This window comes from Kitasatospora sp. NRRL B-11411 (genome assembly GCF_000721345.1).
Taxonomy (GTDB): domain Bacteria; phylum Actinomycetota; class Actinomycetes; order Streptomycetales; family Streptomycetaceae; genus Kitasatospora; species Kitasatospora cineracea.
Genome location: NZ_JOGH01000005.1, coordinates 100,867 through 118,929, shown reverse-complemented (window position 1 = coordinate 118,929; position 18,063 = coordinate 100,867). Strand labels below are relative to the sequence as shown.

The following is an 18,063-nucleotide window of genomic DNA, read 5'->3' as shown; positions in this document are numbered from 1 at the left end:
GGGCGATCCCGTGTCACCCGGGGAAACGTTCCTGACGGATGGTCAGCCCTCGAAGGGGAGCACGTCCGGGGAGAGGACCGCGGCCCGGGCGGTGGCGGCGGTGAGGCGGCGGCGGTGGTGGCGGCGGCAGAGCACCTCGTAGCCGATCTCGTCCTCGTTGACGGCGACGTCCCCGACCACCACCTGGGCGCCCTCGACGACCATGACGCCGCCGACGGTGCGGGCGTTGTGGGTGGCCCGGGCGCCGCACCAGCAGAGCGCCTCGACCTGGAGGACCTCGACCCGGTCGGCGAGCTCGATCAGCCGCTGGGAGCCGGGGAACAGCTTGGTGCGGAAGTCGGTGGTGATCCCGAAGGTGAACACGTCGATGCCCAACTCGTCGACGATCCGCGCGAGTTGGTCGATCTGCCCGGCGGAGAAGAACTGTGCCTCGTCGCAGATCAGGTAGTCGACCTTGCCGCCGGCCGAGAGCAGGTGGACGACGTACGCCTGGAAGTCGAAGACGTCGCCGACCTCGACGGCGTCGGCGCGCAGGCCGAGGCGGCTGGAGATGGTGGCGGCGCCGGCCCGGTCGTGGCGGGTGAAGATGATGCCCTGGCGGCCGCGGGCGGCGTGGTTGTGGTCCATCTGGAGGGCCAGCGTCGACTTGCCGCAGTCCATCGTGCCCGAGAAGAACACCAATTCAGCCATGGCGGAGCGTCAGCCTTTCGGGCGAGGGGGTCAACGGGCGGGCTCAGCCGCGGACTTCGAGCAGCGGCACGAGCTGTTCGACGGGGGTCATCGAACCGTGCAGGCCGACCATCTGGGACTCCCCGGGCTCGCTGCGGGTGGCGACGACGGCGATGTCGTCGCGGGCGGCGGCGACCACGTCGCCGATCCGGGGCAGCACGCGCTCGTCCACCGTGGGACCGAACCAGCCCGCGGCGACGGCCTGTTCGCGGGTGGCGACCCACATCTGCTCGCCCAGCACCTCGCTCCACACCGCGTGCACGTCGGCGGCCGCGCCGGGGTGGGCGTAGACGTGCCGGGCCCGGCCCTCGCCGCCGAGCAGCGCGACGCCGGCCGAGAGCTCCCAGTCCTCGTCGAAGTCGATCCGGTTCTCCGGGGCGACGTCGATCATGCCGTGGTCGGCGGTGACGTACAGCGCGGAGCGCGGCGGGAGCTGCTCGGCCAGCCGGCGGGCGAGGCGGTCGACCGTGAAGAGGGTGAGCCGCCACTCGTCGGAGTCGACGCCGAACCGGTGCCCGGCGGCGTCGAGTTCGCTCAGGTACGTGTAGACCAGGGCGCGGTCGTGCTCGGCCAGCCAGGCGGCGGCCCGGTCCATCCGCTCCTCGCCGGTGGTGCGGCCGAGGAAGGTGCCGCCGGAGAGCGCGACCTGGGTGAGCGGGGTGGAGGCGAACAGCGGGGAGGAGACCTGCGCGGTGGCCACCCCGGCCTGGTGGGCCCGCTCGAAGACGGTGGGGTAGGGCTGCCAGGCCTGCGGGTCGACCGGCGGGTTCCAGCGCAGCTGGTTCATCAGCCGCCCGCTGTCCGGGATCGCCACCGTGTACCCGGCCAGGCCGTGCTGCCCGGGCGGCAGGCCGGTGCCGACCGAGGCCAGCGAGGTGGCGGTGGTGGACGGGAAGCCCGCGGTGATCGGGGAGCGCCCGGCCGTCAGCGAGGTGAGGAACGGCGCCCAGTCCGGGTTGGCCCGGATCAGCTCCCAGCCGAGGCCGTCGACCAGGAACACGCAGACCCGGTCGGCGGGCTCCAGCGGCAGCGCCGGGCGGTAGCCGGGCACGCCGAGGCCCGCCGCCAGCGTGGGCAGCAGGTCGGAGAGCGCGGCGCAGCCGTAGCGCGGGGCGGGGGCGTCGGCCGGGTCGAGCAGCTCGTAGGCGTCGTCGTGCATGTCCCGGCTCAGCCGTTGGCCACGGTCGCCTCGGACAGCGCCCGGGCGAACACCAGCGCCTGGGCGACCGTCTCCGGCCCGTCCCCGGCCTCGCTGACCCGCAGCGACAGGTCGTCGGCGGTGGCGGAGCCGGTGTAGCCGTGGTCCGCCTCGCAGTTCGGGTCGGAGCAGCCGGCCGGCTCCAGGTCGAGGCGCTGCACGGCGCCCCAGCCGATGGTCAGCACGACCTCGCGCGGCGGGGTGCCGGGGGTGTACGTCTCGGGGTTGGCGACCATGCGGCTGACCACCACGGAGGTGATCCGGTCCAGGCGGACGGTCTCGGTGGAGGTGGTGGCGTACGGGACGGGGGTGGCCGCGTCGCCGTTCTGCTCGTCGGTGTGGCTGACCACGAAGCGCGACGCGGTGAGCACCAGCACGGTGACGTGCCGGCGGACCTCGTTGGCGTCGAAGGTGGTCTCCTGGTGCACCAGGTACGAGGTGATCGGCTCGGGGCCCACCGCGGACTCCACCGCCTCGGAGACCAGCGCCGGGTAGTAGCCGCTGCGCTCGATCGCGGACCGCAGGTCCTGCGTGGTGGTACCGGTCTTCGCCATATCTCCATCCTGGCATGTCCCGCCGCTCCGGCGGGTGGCACTGCGCCGGGTTCGCCCGGCCTTCGCTCCGCCGGGGGCCGCCCGGTCCTGGCGAGCGGGCAACCACGCAAGATTACAGCGTGCTCATGGCGCGCGGTCCCAGATCGGTCCGGACCGGCAGCGGGGCGATCCGGACCCGGGCGCCGAGCACGGTCAGGCCGTGCGGGGCGACCACGACGGGCTCCAGGTCGACCGCGGCGATCTCGGGCAGGTCGTCGACGAGGCGGGAGACCCGCAGCAGCACCTCCTCCAGCGCGCCGGTGTCGACGGCCTCGGCGCCGCGCCAGCCGAACAGCAGCGGGGCGGCCCGGACTTCGCGGATCAGTTCGGCGACGTCCCGGTCGGTGGCCGGGACCAGGCGGTGGGCGACGTCGCCGAGCAGTTCGGCGGGGGCGCCGGCCAGGCCGAAGGACAGGATGGTGCCGACGGCGGGGTCGACGGCCGCGCCGATCACGGTGTCCACGCCGCGCGGGGCGAGCCGCTGCACGACCAGTTCGGCCTGCGCGGCGCCGCCGAGCAGCGCGTCCAGTTCGCGGTGGGCGCGGCGCAGTTCGGCCTCGCTGGTCAGGTCGAGCCGGACGCTGCCCAGGTCGGGCCGGTGCCGCAGGTGCTCGGCGGTGGCCTTCAGCGCAACGGGGTAACCGAGCGCGGTGGCCGCCTTGACGGCGGCGGCCTCGTCGGGGGCGGGCAGCGTCGGGCTGACCGGGATGCCGTAGTGGCCGAGCAGGTCGGCGGCCTCGGGGTCGGGCAGGGTGACCCGGGCGCCGCCGGACTGCAGCCGGGCGGCGACCGCCTCCCGGCCGGACAGCGCGCGTTCGACCAGGGCGCGGGCGGCGTGCTCGTCGACGCCCTCCAGTTCGGGGACCCGGGCGGTCTCCTCGGCCTCGGCGTTGCGCCGGCGCCACTTCGCGTAGCGGACGGCGTCGGCCAGGGCGTGCACGGCGCGCTCGGGCGCCGGGTAGGCGGGCACGCCCCCGGCGCGGAGCCGGGCGACCAGCGCGGGCAGGGCGAGGTGGGCGAGCAGCAGCGGTTTGCCGAGTTCCCGGCCGCGGACGGCGGCGTCCAGCAGGGCCTGGGCGATCTCGGGGTCGTCCTCGACGAGTTCCGGCGCCGGGCCGGGGCCGTGCACGCCGATCGGCGGGATGGCGACGGCGATCACCGCGTCGGTGTGCGGGTCGGCGAGCGCGGTGTCCAGGGCGACCCGGAAGTTCTCGCCGGTGGCGCCGGTGGTCAGGTCGACGGGGGTGCGGGGGCGCAGTCCGGCGCTCAGGCAGGTGTCGTAGGTGAGCAGGCCGAGCGAGTCGGAGTTGCCGACCACGGCGACCTTGTTGCCGCGGGGCAGCGGCTGTCCGGCGAGCAGTTCGCCGGTGTCGAAGAGCTCGGTGATGGTGTCCACCCGGATCACCCCGGCCTGCTGGAACAGGGCGTCCACGGTGCTGTCGCGCAGCCGGGTCGCGGCGGGCTGGACGGCGTGGCCGGGCGGCAGGCTGCCGGTGTGCCGGGCGCCCTTGAGCACCACCACGGGCTTGCCGGCGGCCAGTCGGCGGGCGATCCGGGTGAACTTGCGCGGGTTGCCGAAGGACTCGAAGTAGAGCAGCACCACCTCGGTGGCGGCGTCCTCCTCCCAGTACTGCAGCAGGTCGTTGCCGGAGACGTCGGCGCGGTTGCCGACCGAGGCGAACGAGGAGATGCCCATGCCGCGGCGGTGGGCGGCCTCCAGCAGGGCCACGCCGATCGCGCCGGACTGGCAGAACACGCCGAACGGCCCGCGGTCGGGCAGCGCGGGGGCCAGCGAGGCGTTCAGCCGGTGCTCGGGGTCGGTGTTGACCAGGCCGAACGCGTTCGGGCCGATCACCCGCATGCCGGCCGCCCGGGCCTGCCGCACCAGGGCCCGCTGCCGGTCCCGCCCGTCCGGGCCGGTCTCGGCGTACCCGGCGCTGACCACCACCAGGCCCTGCACGCCGTGCGCCCCGCACTCGGCGACCGCGCCGGGGACGGCGGGCTCGGGCACCGCGATCACCGCGAGGTCGACCGGACCGGGGACGTCCAGCACCGAGCGGTGCGTCGGCACGCCCTCCAGCACGGTGCCGGGCTCGGCGCCCCGGTTGACGGCGTACACCGGGCCGTCGAAGCCGGAGCGGACGTCGCGCAGCAGCGCCCGGCCGACCGACTGCGGGTTGCGCGAGACGCCGATCACCGCGATCGAACGGGGCGTCAGCAGCCGCTGCACGGAACGGGCTTCGGCCCGGTGCTCGCGGGCCCGCATCACGGCGAGCGAGGCGGCGGTCGGCTCCAGGTCGAACTCCAGGTGCACCACGCCGTCGGCGAAGCTGCGCCGCTGGGTGTAGCCGGCGTCGGTGAAGACCTTCACCATCTTGCGGTTCTCCGGCAGCACCTCGGCGGTGAACCGGCGGATGCCGCGCTCCTGGGCGACCGCCGCGATGTGCTCCAGCAGCGCGGAGGCGATGCCCCGGCCCTGGTGGGCGTCCTGGACCAGGAAGGCGACCTCGGCGTCGGTGCCGGTGGTGGACGGCATGCCGTCCTTGTCGGTCCGGTCGTAGCGGACGGTGGCGACGAAGCTGTCCCGCACCACCAGTGCCAGGCCGACCCGGTTCACGTAGTCGTGCCGGGTGAAGCGGCGGACGTCCTTGTCGGACAGGTGCGGGTACGGGGCGAAGAACCGGAAGTACTTCGACTGGTCCGAGACCTGCTCGTAGAACTCGACCAGCCGCTCGGCGTCGTCCGCGGTGATCGGGCGGATCCGGGCCGTCCCGCCGTCGCGCAGCAGGACGTCCGCCTCCCAGTGCTGGGGGTACCCGTTGTCGACCGGTGCGCGCTCGTGCTCCACGCCCGCCAGCGTAGTCGTCGGCGAGCCTGATGGCGCCCGGCCTGCCGGGCACGGCACGCTGGGCCTGCCGCCCCGCGGTTCCGCGGTTCTGCGGTCCGGTGGCCCGCGGTTCCGCGGTTCCGCCGTCCCGTACCGACGGGCCCGCCGTGTCCGGGCGTGCAACACTGGTCTAGACAACCCTGCACCACCCTGCACCACGTGAAAGGCACCTCTCATGGCTGAGCGCCGCGTCACCATCGGTTGGGCCGAGGGCCTGCACGCCCGTCCCGCCTCCATCTTCGTCAAGGCCGTCACCTCCACCGGCGTCCCGATGACCATCGCCAAGGAGGGCGGCAGCCCCGTCAACGCCGGCTCCATGCTCGGCCTGCTCGCCCTCGGCGCGGCCGGCGGCGACACCGTCGTGCTGGCCGCCGACGCGGACGGCGCCGACGCCGCCCTCGACCGCGTCGCCAAGCTGGTCCAGGAGGGCCTGGACGAGCTGCCCGCCGCGTAACGGCCCGGCGTTCAGGGGCGCGGGGAGCCCGGCGCTGCCGGCGGTGCGCGGCCGGGGCGCGCACCGGCTTCCGGTTCGGTTCCCCCGCACCCGGCCGCACGGACCCGCCGCTCCCCGAGCCCCTGGCGGCGCCCCCGCCCCCTCCTCTTCAGCTCTCGGCGAGCGCCCAGCCCTCCGCCTCGCGGCGGGCTCCCGGCAGCAGCAGGGGGACGGCGAGCAGCAGGGCCGCGCCCGCGAAGTAGGGGGCCCGGGGGCCCCACTGGTGGGCGAGGAGCCCGGCGAGGGCGGCGCCCGCCGCACCCGCGGCGCTGAAGACGAGCTGGTAGGCCATCGAGATCCGGCCCAACAGGCGGGACGGGACCTGGGACTGGCGGAGGGTCAGCCCGCCGATCGCCCAGGCGAAGTCGGTGGCGCCGTAGCCGGCGACGGCGAGGGCGGAGACCGCGGGGGTGGGGGCGAGCGCCATGAGCAGGGCGCAGACCCCCGAGCCGAGGACGCCCGCGACCATGGTGGCGCGGGCGCCCCAGCGGTGCAGCAGCCGCGGGGTGAGGGCGCTGCCGAGCAGGCCGCCGACGGCGAACACGGCGACCAGCAGGGCGAACCCGGTCGGGCCGAGGTGCTGGGCGCGGCCCGCGTAGAGGACCAGGACGGCGATCAGCCCGGAGGCGACCGCACCGGTGAGGCCGCGGGCGAGGCAGAGCCGGAACAGGACGGGGCGGTCGCGCAGCCAGCGCAGCGCCTCCGCGACCTGCTGCCCCAGTGGGGCCCGGGCGGGGAGCGGCCCCGCTCCGCCGGGACGGAAGTCGCCGCGCAGCAGGAGCACCAGGGCGGCCGCGACGGCGAAGGAGAGGCTGTCGACGGCGAGCGGGAGGACCGCGGCCAGCCCGAACAGGACCGCGCCGAGCGGGGTGCCGAGCAGGGTGTCGGCGATCAGGGCCCCGGCCTGCAAGCGGGAGTTGGCCCGGGCGCGCCCGGCGGGCGGGACGAGGGTGGGGACCATGCCCGACCAGCCCGCGCCGTAGACGACGTCCCCGGCGCCGAGCAGCAGGGCCGCCAGCACCAGCCAGCCGATCCGGACGGCGTCCGCGGCCACCGCGACGGCCAGGGCGCCGACCACGAGGGTGCGGGCGGCGTCCGACCAGAGGAGCATCCGGCGGCGGTCGGTCCGGTCGGCCCAGGCCCCGGCGGGGAGGGCGAGCAGCAGCGAGGGCAGCTGTCCGGCCAGCGCGACCAGGGCGATCAGTCGCGCGTCGTCGGTGAGCCCGACGGCGAGCAGCGGGAGGGCGACGAAGCGCATGCCGTCGCCGAGGCTGGATATGGTGACGGACGCCCAGAGGGTGGGAAAGCCGCGCAATAACATGAACGAGAATATCGTTCATGTTCTTGTGGCGCGTCAAGGGCCCTGCCCGCCCGGCGCCGTACGAGGAGAGTGAGCCAGCCGTGTCCCCCCTGGTCCGCGAGCCGCAGCAGCAGCGCAGCCGCGAGAAGTTCGCCCGCATCCTGGCCACCACGGCCCGGCTGCTGGAGACCGTGCCGTTCGAGCAGCTCAGCACCAAGCAGATCGCGGCCGAGGCCGGGATGTCGGTCGGGGCGCTGTACCGGTTCTTCCCGGACAAGGAGGCGGTGCTGGAGACGCTGGAGCACAGCTGGATGGAGGGCGACCTGCGGCTGCTGGAGGCCGCCACCGCCCCGGAGGCGGTGGCGGCCTGCGGGGCGTCCTCCGAGCGCTTCCTGGCCGGGGTGGTCGAGGCGTACGCGAACCGGCTGCGGGCGCTGCCCGGCTACCGGCAGTCGTGGTTCCACAGCCCGAAGATCCCCTCGCTGGTGGACCTGAGCGACGAGGTGGACGCGCTGATCGCCGCCCGGGTGCACCAGGTGCTGGTCGCCTCGTTCGGCCTGGCCGACACCGCCGGGACCCGCCGCCGGGCGGGCCTGGCGGTGACCGTGGGCATCCAGCTGCTCAGCGTGGCGTTCCGCGAGGACCCGGACGGCGATCCGGAGGTCCTCGCGGACGCGGCGCTGATGATGGACCGGTACTTCTTCGCCCCGGAGCGCGACCCGCGAGGGAGTTGACGGGGCGTCAGCCCTTCACGCAGATCACCTGCTTGAGGTGCGCCACCACCTCGACCAAGTCCCGCTGCTGCTCGATCACCTTCTCGATCGACTTGTACGCGCCGGGGATCTCGTCGACCACGCCGGAGTCCTTGCGGCACTCGACGCCCGCCGTCTGCGCGACCAGGTCCGCCGTGGTGAAGCGCTTCTTGGCGGCGTTCCGGCTCATCTTCCGGCCGGCGCCGTGCGAGGCCGAGTTGAACGAGGCGGTGTTCCCCAGGCCCTTCACGATGTACGAACCGGTGCCCATCGAGCCCGGGATGATCCCGTACTCGCCGGAGCCGGCCCGGATCGCGCCCTTGCGGGTGACCAGCAGGTCGACGCCGTCGTAGCGCTCCTCGGCCACGTAGTTGTGGTGGCAGGAGATCATCTCGCCGAACGTCGGCTTGGCCTTGGGCAGTTCGCGGCGGACCGCGCCCTGGAACAGGGCCATCATCAGCGCCCGGTTGTGCTTGGCGTACTCCTGCGCCCAGAAGAGGTCCGACCGGTAGGCGGCCATCTGCGGGGTGTCGGCGATGAAGACCGCGAGGTCACGGTCGATCAGGCCCTGGTTGTGCGGCAGCGCCTGGGCGATCGACATGTGGTGCTCGGCGAGCTCCTTGCCGATGTTGCGCGACCCGGAGTGCAGCATCAGCCAGACCGCGCCGTCGTCGTCCAGGCAGAGCTCGATGAAGTGGTTCCCGCCGCCGAGGGTGGCCATCTGCTGGGCGGCCCGCTCGCGCCGCCAGCGCACCTCGGGGGCGATGCCGTCGAAGCGCTGCCAGAAGTCGGCCCAGCCGGCGGTGGACTGCCCGTGCAGCTTGCCCGGGTCGACCGGGTCGCCGTGCAGGCCGCGGCCGACCGGGATGGCCTGCTCGATCCGGTGCCGCAGGTGCGACAGGTCGTCGGGGAGGTCCTTCGCGGTCAGCGAGGACTTCACGGCCGTCATCCCGCAGCCGATGTCGACGCCGACCGCGGCCGGGCAGACCGCGCCCTTCATCGCGATGACGGAGCCGACCGTCGCCCCCTTGCCCAGGTGGACGTCCGGCATCACGGCGAGGCCGTGCAGCCAGGGCAGCGTGCTGATGTTGCGCAGTTGCTCCATGGCCTGGCCCTCGACGGTGGCCGGGTCGGTCCACATCCGGATCGGGACGCGGACGCCGGGTACCTCGGTGTACGACATGGGGGTTCGACCTCCTGGGTCGGATGGGTTCATGGTGCCGCACGGAAGGGCCCGGTGCGGCGGCGGGGAAGATCGGGGGCGGCCCGGTGCTCCGGGGCCGCGGGCAGCGGACGGGCGCTGCGCGGGGAACTGCTCAGGCGGTGCGGAGGGAGCAACGGAAGGGCAGCCTCGGGGAGCGTCGTCGTGGCTCGACCCGCATGGTGACCGCCTCCTTCCGCACTGTGTCCGACCGCGCGGCTGTCGCCCGGTCGGGGATATCTACCCACGCCGCGCCGAGAGGGCGCAAGGCATTAAAAACGGGCGGGAAAGCCGAGGGCCCGGCGGGGCTGACGCCCCGTCGGACCCCCGTGCGCGGACGGCTAGTTGGCGAGGACCGTGACGTCCCCGATGCCGAGCGCCTTGACCGGCTCGGCGATCACCGAGGCGTCGCCGACCAGCACGGTGACCAGCCGGTCCGGCGGGAACGCGGCGACCACGGCGCGGGTGGCGGCCGCGGTGTCCAGCTCGGCCAGCTTCCGGTAGAAGTCCGCCTGGTAGGTGTCCGGCAGGTACTGCTCGACCTGGTCGGCCAGGGTCGCGGCGACCGAGCCGGCCGTCTCGAACTTCAGCGGGGCGACGCCGACCAGGAACTGCACGGCCTCCTCCCGCTCGGCGTCGGTCAGGCCCTCGGCGGCCAGCGTCCGCAGGATGGTCCAGGTGTCCTGCAGCGCGGGCGCGGTGGACTCGGTGTCCACCGAGCCGCTGATCGCCAGCAGCCCGCGGCCGGTGCCGTCGGCGGACGAGCGCAGCGCCTGGGCGAACGCCCGCACGCCGTAGGTGTAGCCCTTCTCCTCGCGCAGCACGCGGTCCAGCCGGGAGGTGAGGGTGCCGCCGAGGCAGTAGGTGCCGAGCACCTGCGCGGCCCACACCGGGTCGTGCCGGTCCGGGCCGATCCGGCCGATCAGCAGCTGGGTCTGGACCGAGCCGGGCCGGTCGACGATGACCACCCGCCCGGTGTCGTCGCCCGCCACCGGGCCGTGCACGGCCGGCTCCCGGGCCTCCGCGGTCCACCGGCCCAGGGTGGACTCCAGCAACCCGGCCAGCTCGACGCCGGTGAGGTCGCCGACCACCACGGCGGTGGCGGTGGACGGGCGCAGGTGGGCGTCGTAGAACGCCTTGACCGCGTCCCGGTCGATCCGCTTGACGGTGTCGGCGCTGCCGGACCGCGGCCGGGACAGCCGGTCGGCGGCCGGGAACAGCTCGGCGTACAGCGCCTTGGCGGCGCGCCGGGCCGGGTTGGCCTGCTCGTGGACGATCTCGTCGAGGCGGTTGGCGACCAGCCGCTCGATCTCGTCGGCGGGCAGCGCGGGGGCGCGCAGCGCGTCGCCGAGCAGGGTCAGGCCGCGCTCCAGCCGGGAGGCCGGGACCTCCAGCGAGACCCGGATCGCCGGGTGGTCGGCGTGCGCGTCCAGGGTGGCGCCGGCCCGCTCCAGCTCGCCCGCGAACTCCTCGGCGCTGAGCGTGTCGGTGCCCTCGGACAGTGCCCGGGACAGGATCGAGGCGACGCCGTCCAGGCCCTCCGGCTCGGCGGCCAGCGGCGCGTCCAGCACCACGTCCACGGCGACCAGTTGCTGGCCGGGGCGGTGGGAGTGCAGCACCGTCAGCCCGTTGGCCAGGGTGAGCCGCTCGGGTGCCGGGAACGCCCACGGGGTGGGGGTGCCGGGCTGCGGCTGCGGGTGGAACTCCATCGCGGGGGTGTAGTCGCTCACGCCGCCGCCTCCTCGTCGCTGTCGTTGCTGTCGTCGGCGTCGCCGCCGGTCGGCTCGTACACCAGCACGGCCCGGTTGTCGGGGCGCAGCCGGGCGGCGGCGACCGCCCGGACCTCCTCGGCGGTGACGTCGAGGACCTTCGGCAGGGCGCTGTTGACCAGCTTCGGGTCGCCGAACAGGACGGCGTAGCGGCAGAGTTCGTCGGCCCGGCCGGCCACCGTGGTGAGCCGGTCCAGCCACTCGCGCTCGATCTGCGCCTGGGCCCGTTCGAGTTCCTCGGCGGTGGGGCCCTCGGCGGCGAACCGGGCCAGCTCCTCGTCGACGGCCGCGTCGATCTGCTCCAGGGTGGCCTCGCCGCCCGCCTTGACGTCCAGCCAGCCGAGCGAGGGCGCGCCGGCCAGCCGCAGCAGGCCGAAGCCGGCCGCGACGGCGGTGCGGTCGCGGCGCACCAGCCGGTTGTAGAGGCGGGAGGACTCGCCGCTGCCCAGGATGGTGAGCGCCAGGTCGGCGGCGTCGGCCTCCCGGGTGCCGTCGTGCGGGAGCCGGTAGGCGGCCATCAGGGCGCGGGACGGCACGTCCTCGCGGACCAGCTCGCGCACCTCGGCGCCGAGGGTCTCCGGCAGGGCGCCGTCGCGCGGCGGCTGCTTGCCGTCGTGGGCCGGGATCGAGCCGAAGTACTTCTCCACCCAGGCGATGGTCTGCTCCGGGTCGAGGTCGCCGACGATCGCCAGCACCGCGTTGTTGGGCGCGTAGTAGGTGCGGAAGAACGACCGGGCGTCCTCCAGCGTGGCGGCGTCCAGGTCGGCCATCGAGCCGATCGGGGTGTGGTGGTAGGGGTGGCCGTCGGGGAAGGACAGCGCGGTGAGCTTCTCGAACGCGGTGCCGTAGGGCACGTTGTCGTAGCGCTGGCGGCGCTCGTTCTTCACCACGTCGCGCTGGTTCTCCATGGACGTCTCGTCCAGCGCGGCCAGCAGCGAGCCCATCCGGTCGGCCTCCAGCCAGAGCGCGAGCTCCAGTTGGTGGGCGGGCATGGTCTCGAAGTAGTTGGTGCGCTCGAAGCTGGTGGTGCCGTTGAGCGAGCCGCCGGCGCCCTGGACCAGTTCGAAGTGGCCGTTGTTGGAGACGTTCGCCGAGCCCTGGAACATCAGGTGCTCGAAGAGGTGGGCGAGGCCGGTGCGCCCCTTGACCTCGTGTCGGGAGCCCACGTCGTACCACAGGCACACCGCCGTGACCGGGGTGAGGTGGTCCTCGGAGAGCACCACCCGCAGGCCGTTGGCCAGGCGGTGTTCGGTGATGGCGAGGCCGCTTGCGGGCGCGGGGTTGGCCATGCGGGGTCCTTCCCGTCGTCGGTTCCGGAGTGTTCCGGGCCGGGGGCGTGTGACGTCCCCATTGTGGTGCAACGCCGGGTGCCGCCGTCAGGTGTCCGGGAGCGGGACGCGTTCGCCAGCGGCGGAAGCGGCCCGGGTGACGGGTGCTGTCCCACCGAGGGTCCACAATGGGGGGCGTTCGCGCCCGCGTCCGCCCACCCCCATGTCCCGCATGTACCGCAAGGGAGCCCCGCAGCGATGGCCCGCCGCAGTTCGCCCACCCCGCCGCCCGGTGACTTCGAGGAGCGGATCCTCGACGTCGATGTCGTGGACGAGATGCAGGGCTCGTTCCTGGAGTACGCCTACTCGGTGATCTACTCCCGGGCCCTGCCGGACGCCCGGGACGGCCTCAAGCCGGTGCACCGCCGGATCCTCTACCAGGCCAACGAGATGGGCCTGCGCCCGGAGCGCGGCCACGTCAAGTGCGCGCGCCTGGTCGGCGAGGTGATGGGCCGGCTGCACCCGCACGGCGACGCCTCGATCTACGACGCCGTGGTGCGCCTGGCGCAGCCGTTCTCGATGCGGCTGCCGCTGATCGACGGCCACGGCAACTTCGGCTCGCTCGGCAACGACGACCCGCCGGCCGCGATGCGCTACACCGAGTCGCGGCTGACCGCGGCCTCGATGTCGCTGGTGGAGTCGATCCACGAGGACACCGTCGACTTCGGCCCGAACTACGACGGCTCCGAGCAGGAGCCCCAGGTGCTCCCCTCGGCGTTCCCGAACCTGCTGGTCAACGGCGCCACCGGGATCGCGGTCGGCATGGCCACCAACATGCCGCCGCACAACCTGTCCGAGGTGGTCGCCGCCGCCCGGCACCTGATCAAGCACCCCTCCGCGGACCTCGACGCCCTGATGCGGTTCGTCCCCGGCCCCGACCTGCCCACCGGCGGCCGGATCGTCGGCCTCTCCGGCATCCGGGACGCGTACGAGTCCGGCCGCGGCACCTTCAAGATCCGCGCCACCACCTCGATCGAGAACGTCACCGCCCGCCGCAAGGGCATCGTGGTCACCGAACTGCCGTACTCGGTCGGCCCGGAGAAGGTGATCGGCAAGATCAAGGACCTGGTCAACGCGAAGAAGCTGCAGGGCATCGCCGACGTCAAGGACCTCACCGACCGCGAGCACGGCCTGCGCCTGGTCATCGAGGTGAAGAACGGCTTCGTCCCCGAGGCGCTGCTGGAGCAGCTGTACAAGCTGACGCCGATGGAGGAGACCTTCGGCATCAACAACGTCGCGCTGGTCGACGGGCAGCCGCTGACGCTGGGCCTCAAGGAGCTGCTGGAGGTCTACGTCGACCACCGCTTCACGGTGGTCAAGCGGCGCAGCGACTTCCGCCGCCGCAAGCGCCAGGACCGGCTGCACCTGGTCGAGGGCCTGCTGGTCGCGCTGGTCGACATCGACGAGGTGATCGCGATCATCCGCAGCAGCGACGACGCGGGCCAGGCCAAGGACCGGCTGATGGAGCGCTTCGGCATCTCCGAGATCCAGACCGCGTACATCCTGGACACCCCGCTGCGCCGGCTCACCCGCTTCGACCGGGTCGAGCTGGAGGCCGAGCAGGCCAAGCTGCTCAAGGAGATCGCCGAGCTGACCGAGATCCTGGAGTCCGACACCAAGCTGCGCTCCGTGGTCTCCTCCGAACTCGCGGCCGTCTCCAAGCAGTTCGGCACCGAGCGGCGCACCGTGCTGCTGGAGGCCGGCTCGGTGCCGTCCGCCGCGCTGTCGGTGCCGCTGGAGGTCGCCGACGACCCGTGCCGGGTGCTGCTCTCCTCCACCGGGCTGCTGGCCCGCACCTTCGACCTGGAGCCGGTCGGCGAGCAGGACGCGGCCCGCGCCAGGCACGACGTGCTGGCCTCCGCCGTCCCCGCCACCGCCCGCGGCGACGTCGGCCTGGTCACCACGGCCGGCCGGGTGCTGCGCCTGCCGGTGATCGACCTGCCCGCGCTGCCCCCCGGCACCTCGACGCTGTCCGGCGGCGCGGCGGTCTCCGAGTTCCTCCGGCTGGAGGCCGACGAGCGGCCGATCGCGCTGACCACCCTGGACGAGTCCTCCCCCGGCCTGGCGCTCGGCACCGTGCAGGGCACGGTCAAGCGGGTGGTGCCCGAATGGCCCGCCAACAAGGACGAGTTCGAGGTGATCGCGCTCAAGGACGGCGACGCCGTGGTCGGCGCGGTCGAACTGCGCACCGGCGAGGAGGACCTGGTCTTCATCACCTCCGACGCCCAGCTGCTGCGCTACCCGGCCGGCCAGGTCCGCCCGCAGGGCCGCCCGGCCGGCGGCATGGCCGGCATCAAGCTGGCCGACGGCGCGAAGGTGCTCTCCTTCGCCGCGGTCGACCCGGCGCAGGACGCGGTGGTGCTGTCGGTCGCGGCCGCCTCCGGCACGCTGGCCGGCGAGGAGCAGACCAGCTGGAAGCTCACCCCGTTCGACCAGTACCCGCGCAAGGGCCGGGCCACCGGCGGCGTCCGCTGCCAGCGCTTCCTGCGCGGCGAGGACGGCCTCGCCTTCGCCTGGGCCGGCCCGCTGCCCGCCCTCGGCGCGACCACCACCGGCCGGCCCGTCGCGCTCCCCGAGCGCGACCCGCGCCGCGACGGCTCCGGCACCCCCGTCCCGTCCCCGATCGGCGCGGTCGGCACCCGGATGTGACCCCCGCCCCGGGCCCCGCACGGGGCCCGGGGCCCGCCGTCTCCGCCCCGTCCCTGCCCGGGCGGCGGTTCGCACTAGGGTGGGGCGGGTGAGCACCTGTACGACGCTGTCGCACGAACTGGCCGAGCCGCTGGCCGCCACCGCGGCCACCGCCACTACCTGGCTGCTGATCGAGCAGTCCGGTCCGTGGGGGGCGCGGGCGGTGACCGAGAGCCACCTCGACGCCGGCCTCGGGGCCGCCCTGGAGGCCGCCGCGGACGGCACCGGCGTCCGGATCGCGCTGATCCGCCGCCCGGGCCGGCACGCCGACGGCGACGCCACGGCCCGGCACGAGGTGCTGCTCGCGCACACCTCGCCGGCCGACCCGTGGGTCCGCCGCGGGCACGTCGCCGACCCCGCCGAGCTGCTCGGCCTGGACTTCGCCGCGCTCGGCGCGGGCGACCACGGCTCCTTCGGCGCCCCGCACGTCGGCGGCCCGATCGCCCTGGTGTGCACCAACGGCCGCCGCGACCGCTGCTGCGCGCTGCTCGGCCGCCCGCTGGCCGCCGACCTGGCCGCGGCCGGCCACAGCGAGGTCTGGGAGGTCACCCACCTCGGCGGCCACCGCTTCTCGCCGACCGTGCTGGTGCTGCCGCACGGCTACGCGTACGGGCGGCTGACCGCCGAGTCCGCCAAGGAGGTGCTGGCCGCGACGGCGGCCGGCCACACCGTCCCGGCGCACTCCCGCGGCCGCTCCTACTGGCCGCGTCCGGCCCAGGCCGCCGAGCAGGCGGTCCGCGAGCTGTCCGGCGAGACGGCCGCCGACGCGCTGACCCTGCACCCGTCCCCCGGCGGCTCCCCCTGGACGGTCGAGGTGCGGCACGCCGACGGCCGCCGCTGGCGGGCCACCGTCACCGAGTCCCGCAGCGAGCCGCCGCGCCCGGAGAGCTGCGGCAAGAACCCGGGCACCCCGTCCCGGATGGACGTCGTCGCGCTGGAGGCCCTCTCCGCCTGACCGCGCGCGGAACGGCCGGGGCCGCGGCAGGAGGATCGACTCCCGCCGCGGCCCCGGCCGTTCCGCGGCCGCTAGGCGGCGCCCGCCCCGGTCAGGGCGCGCACCTCCAGTTCGGCGTAGCCGTCCTCGTCCGGCGGCTCCCGGTCCAGGACGGTGCCCAGCCAACCGGCCAGGAAGCCGAGCGGGATGGAGACCAGGCCCGGGTTCTCCAGCGGGAACCAGTGGAAGTCCAGACCGGGCAGCACGGAGGTCTTCGCGCCGGAGACGACCGGCGAGAACAGCACCAGCACCACCGCCGGGACGAGGCCGCCGTACACCGACCAGACCGCGCCGCGGGTGGTGAACCGCTTCCAGAACAGCGAGTACAGCAGGGTCGGCAGGTTGGCCGAGGCGGCCACCGCGAAGGCCAGGCCGACCAGGAAGGCGACGTTCAGCCGCTGCGCGAACAGGCTGAGCACGATGGCGAGTCCGCCGATCACGACGGCGGAGATCCGGGCCGCGATCACCTCCTCGCGCTCGGAGACCTGCCGCTCCTCGGGGCGGCGCCAGGCCCGCGCGTACAGGTCGTGGGCGAAGGCCGCCGAGGAGGCCAGGGTGAGGCCGGCCACCACGGCGAGGATGGTGGCGAAGGCGATCGCGGAGATCACCGCGAACAGCAGCAGGCCCCAGGTGGAGTCCGGCCCGCCGCCGAGGTCGAGGGCGAGCAGCGGGACGGCCGTGTTGCCGGCCGGGTTCGAGGCCCGGACGGCCTTGGCCCCGACCACCGCGCCGGCCCCGAGGCCGAGCACGATCGCCATCAGGTAGAAGCAGCCGATCAGCCCGATCGCCCACATCGTGGAGCGCCGGGCGGCCCGCGCCGTGGGCACGGTGTAGAAGCGGCTGAGGATGTGCGGCAGGCCCGCGGTGCCGAGCACCAGGGCGAGGCCGAGGCTGACGAAGTCGAGCCGGCTGATCGGGCTGGAGCCGTACCGCAGCCCGGGTTCCAGGTACTTGTCGCCGACGCCGCTGTGCTGCGCGGCGGCGTTCATCAGCGCGCCGAAGTCGCCGTGGAAGCGGGCCACCACCAGCACCGTGAGCAGCACCGAGCCGGCCACCAGCAGGAACGCCTTGACGATCTGGATCCAGGTGGTGGCGCGCATCCCGCCGACCGTCACGTAGACGATCATCAGGCCGCCGACCGCGACGATGGTCCAGCCCTTGGCGGCGCCGCTGTCGGTGCCGAGCAGCAGGGCGACCAGGCTGCCCGCGCCGACCATCTGCGCGATCAGGTACATCAGGGTGACGACCATGGACGCCAGTCCGGCCGCGGCGCGCACCGGCCGCTGGCGCATCCGCAGCGCCAGCACGTCGGCCAGGGTGTAGCGGCCGGCGTTGCGGACGAGTTCGGAGACCAGCATCAGCACGACCAGCCAGGCGACCAGGAAGCCGATGCTGTAGAGCACGCCGTCGTAGCCGTACAGCGCGATCAGGCCGGTGACGCCGAGGAAGGACGCGGCGGACAGGTAGTCGCCGGAGAGCGCGAAGCCGTTCTGCAGCGGCGAGAAGTCGCGTCCGCCGGCGTAGAAGTCCTCGGCGGCGTGGCCGCGGCGGCCGACCCAGACGGTGATGGTGAGGGTGACGGCGACGACGACGGCGAACAGGGCCACCGCCAGGCCGTGGCTGGGGTGTGGGGTCATCGCAGTTGGTCCTGGGTGTCCCAGCGCAGTTCGAGGGCTGCTCGGTCGCGCTTGGTGCGGGCGTTGCGGGCGTAGAGCCAGGTCAGCAGGAAGGTCGAGGCGAACTGGCCGAGGCCGAGCAGCCAGGCCAGGTTGAGCGGCCCGGCGACCCGCTCGCGCATCAGCTCCGGCGCGAACGCCTGGGCCGCGACGAACAGCAGGTACCAGGCCAGGAACCCGGCGCTGGCCGGGAAGACGAACGAGCGGTAGCCGCGCCTGATCTCCTGGAACGCGTCGCTGTCCTGGACGCTGCGGTAGACCTCCCGCCCGACCCGTTCCTCCGGCGGGGCCGGTTCCGCGGTCCGCCGCTGCCCCACCACCCGGGGCCGGGAGGCGGCCGCGGCCCACCAGTCGACTCTCTCCTGCTGCGCCACAGCCGACACCTCATCAATTCGGTCACTACGACCGAACCATGATGGAGCGTCACAAACCCCACCACGAAACCCGCGCAGATA

The 18,063-nt window shown here is 74.2% G+C and carries 14 protein-coding genes; 4 read left to right on the top strand and 10 right to left on the bottom strand.

The features are described 5' to 3' along the window. Positions 1–42: 42 nt before the first annotated feature. From IH44_RS0104325 to IH44_RS0104310, 4 genes are all read right to left on the bottom strand, one after another. Positions 43–690 (bottom strand): thymidine kinase, encoded by a 648-nt coding sequence (locus IH44_RS0104325; RefSeq protein ID WP_030458042.1) that lies wholly within the window; start codon positions 688–690, stop codon positions 43–45. Between the two features lie 43 nt (positions 691–733). Further along, entirely contained in the window at positions 734–1,888 is a 1,155-nt protein-coding gene (locus tag IH44_RS0104320; protein WP_030458041.1) for an alkaline phosphatase family protein, read from the bottom strand. Between the two features lie 8 nt (positions 1,889–1,896). Next, the gene (locus IH44_RS0104315; protein WP_030458040.1) at positions 1,897–2,481 is read right to left on the bottom strand and encodes a DUF5998 family protein; all 585 of its coding nucleotides are present in this window, start codon (positions 2,479–2,481) and stop codon (positions 1,897–1,899) included. Positions 2,482–2,593: 112 nt separating this feature from the next. Beyond that, positions 2,594–5,368 carry a GNAT family N-acetyltransferase gene (locus IH44_RS0104310; RefSeq protein WP_030458039.1) on the bottom strand — a complete coding sequence of 925 codons (2,775 nt, stop codon included), beginning with the start codon at positions 5,366–5,368 and terminating at the stop codon, positions 2,594–2,596. A 214-nt stretch (positions 5,369–5,582) separates the two neighbouring features. On the opposite strand from IH44_RS0104310, the gene IH44_RS0104305 reads away from it, so the two are divergent. Then, on the top strand, positions 5,583–5,861 hold the full coding sequence (locus IH44_RS0104305) for an HPr family phosphocarrier protein (RefSeq protein WP_030458038.1): 279 nt from the start codon (positions 5,583–5,585) through the stop codon (positions 5,859–5,861). A gap of 148 nt (positions 5,862–6,009) precedes the next feature. Here the strand turns inward: IH44_RS0104305 and IH44_RS0104300 are convergent, their stop codons facing one another. Next, on the bottom strand, positions 6,010–7,221 hold the full coding sequence (locus IH44_RS0104300) for an MFS transporter (protein WP_081966716.1): 1,212 nt from the start codon (positions 7,219–7,221) through the stop codon (positions 6,010–6,012). Positions 7,222–7,301: 80 nt separating this feature from the next. On the opposite strand from IH44_RS0104300, the gene IH44_RS0104295 reads away from it, so the two are divergent. Beyond that, positions 7,302–7,934, top strand: a complete 633-nt coding sequence (locus tag IH44_RS0104295; RefSeq protein WP_051816539.1) for a TetR/AcrR family transcriptional regulator — start codon at positions 7,302–7,304, stop codon at positions 7,932–7,934. A 7-nt stretch (positions 7,935–7,941) separates the two neighbouring features. Here the strand turns inward: IH44_RS0104295 and IH44_RS0104290 are convergent, their stop codons facing one another. From IH44_RS0104290 to IH44_RS0104280, 3 genes are all read right to left on the bottom strand, one after another. After that, positions 7,942–9,135, bottom strand: a complete 1,194-nt coding sequence (locus IH44_RS0104290; protein ID WP_030458035.1) for an RtcB family protein — start codon at positions 9,133–9,135, stop codon at positions 7,942–7,944. A gap of 359 nt (positions 9,136–9,494) precedes the next feature. Continuing rightward, positions 9,495–10,862, bottom strand: a complete 1,368-nt coding sequence (locus IH44_RS0104285; RefSeq protein ID WP_030458034.1) for a pitrilysin family protein — start codon at positions 10,860–10,862, stop codon at positions 9,495–9,497. Between the two features lie 17 nt (positions 10,863–10,879). Beyond that, complete coding sequence (locus IH44_RS0104280) at positions 10,880–12,211, bottom strand: pitrilysin family protein (RefSeq protein ID WP_030458033.1); 1,332 nt, start codon at positions 12,209–12,211, stop codon at positions 10,880–10,882. Between the two features lie 237 nt (positions 12,212–12,448). Between IH44_RS0104280 and IH44_RS0104275 the strand changes: the two genes are divergently transcribed. Both IH44_RS0104275 and IH44_RS0104270 read left to right on the top strand, forming a co-directional pair. Further along, positions 12,449–14,899, top strand: coding sequence for a DNA topoisomerase (ATP-hydrolyzing) subunit A (locus tag IH44_RS0104275; RefSeq protein WP_030458032.1), 2,451 nt, complete (start codon positions 12,449–12,451; stop codon positions 14,897–14,899). Between the two features lie 88 nt (positions 14,900–14,987). Then, positions 14,988–15,893, top strand: a complete 906-nt coding sequence (locus IH44_RS0104270; protein WP_030458031.1) for a sucrase ferredoxin — start codon at positions 14,988–14,990, stop codon at positions 15,891–15,893. Positions 15,894–15,964: 71 nt separating this feature from the next. Here IH44_RS0104270 and IH44_RS0104265 read toward each other — a convergent pair whose 3' ends face one another. Both IH44_RS0104265 and IH44_RS0104260 read right to left on the bottom strand, forming a co-directional pair. Beyond that, positions 15,965–17,569, bottom strand: coding sequence for a cation acetate symporter (locus IH44_RS0104265; protein ID WP_030458030.1), 1,605 nt, complete (start codon positions 17,567–17,569; stop codon positions 15,965–15,967). After that, complete coding sequence (locus IH44_RS0104260) at positions 17,566–17,982, bottom strand: DUF485 domain-containing protein (protein ID WP_030458029.1); 417 nt, start codon at positions 17,980–17,982, stop codon at positions 17,566–17,568. Before IH44_RS0104260 ends, IH44_RS0104265 begins: the two co-directional genes overlap by 4 nt. Positions 17,983–18,063: the final 81 nt, after the last annotated feature.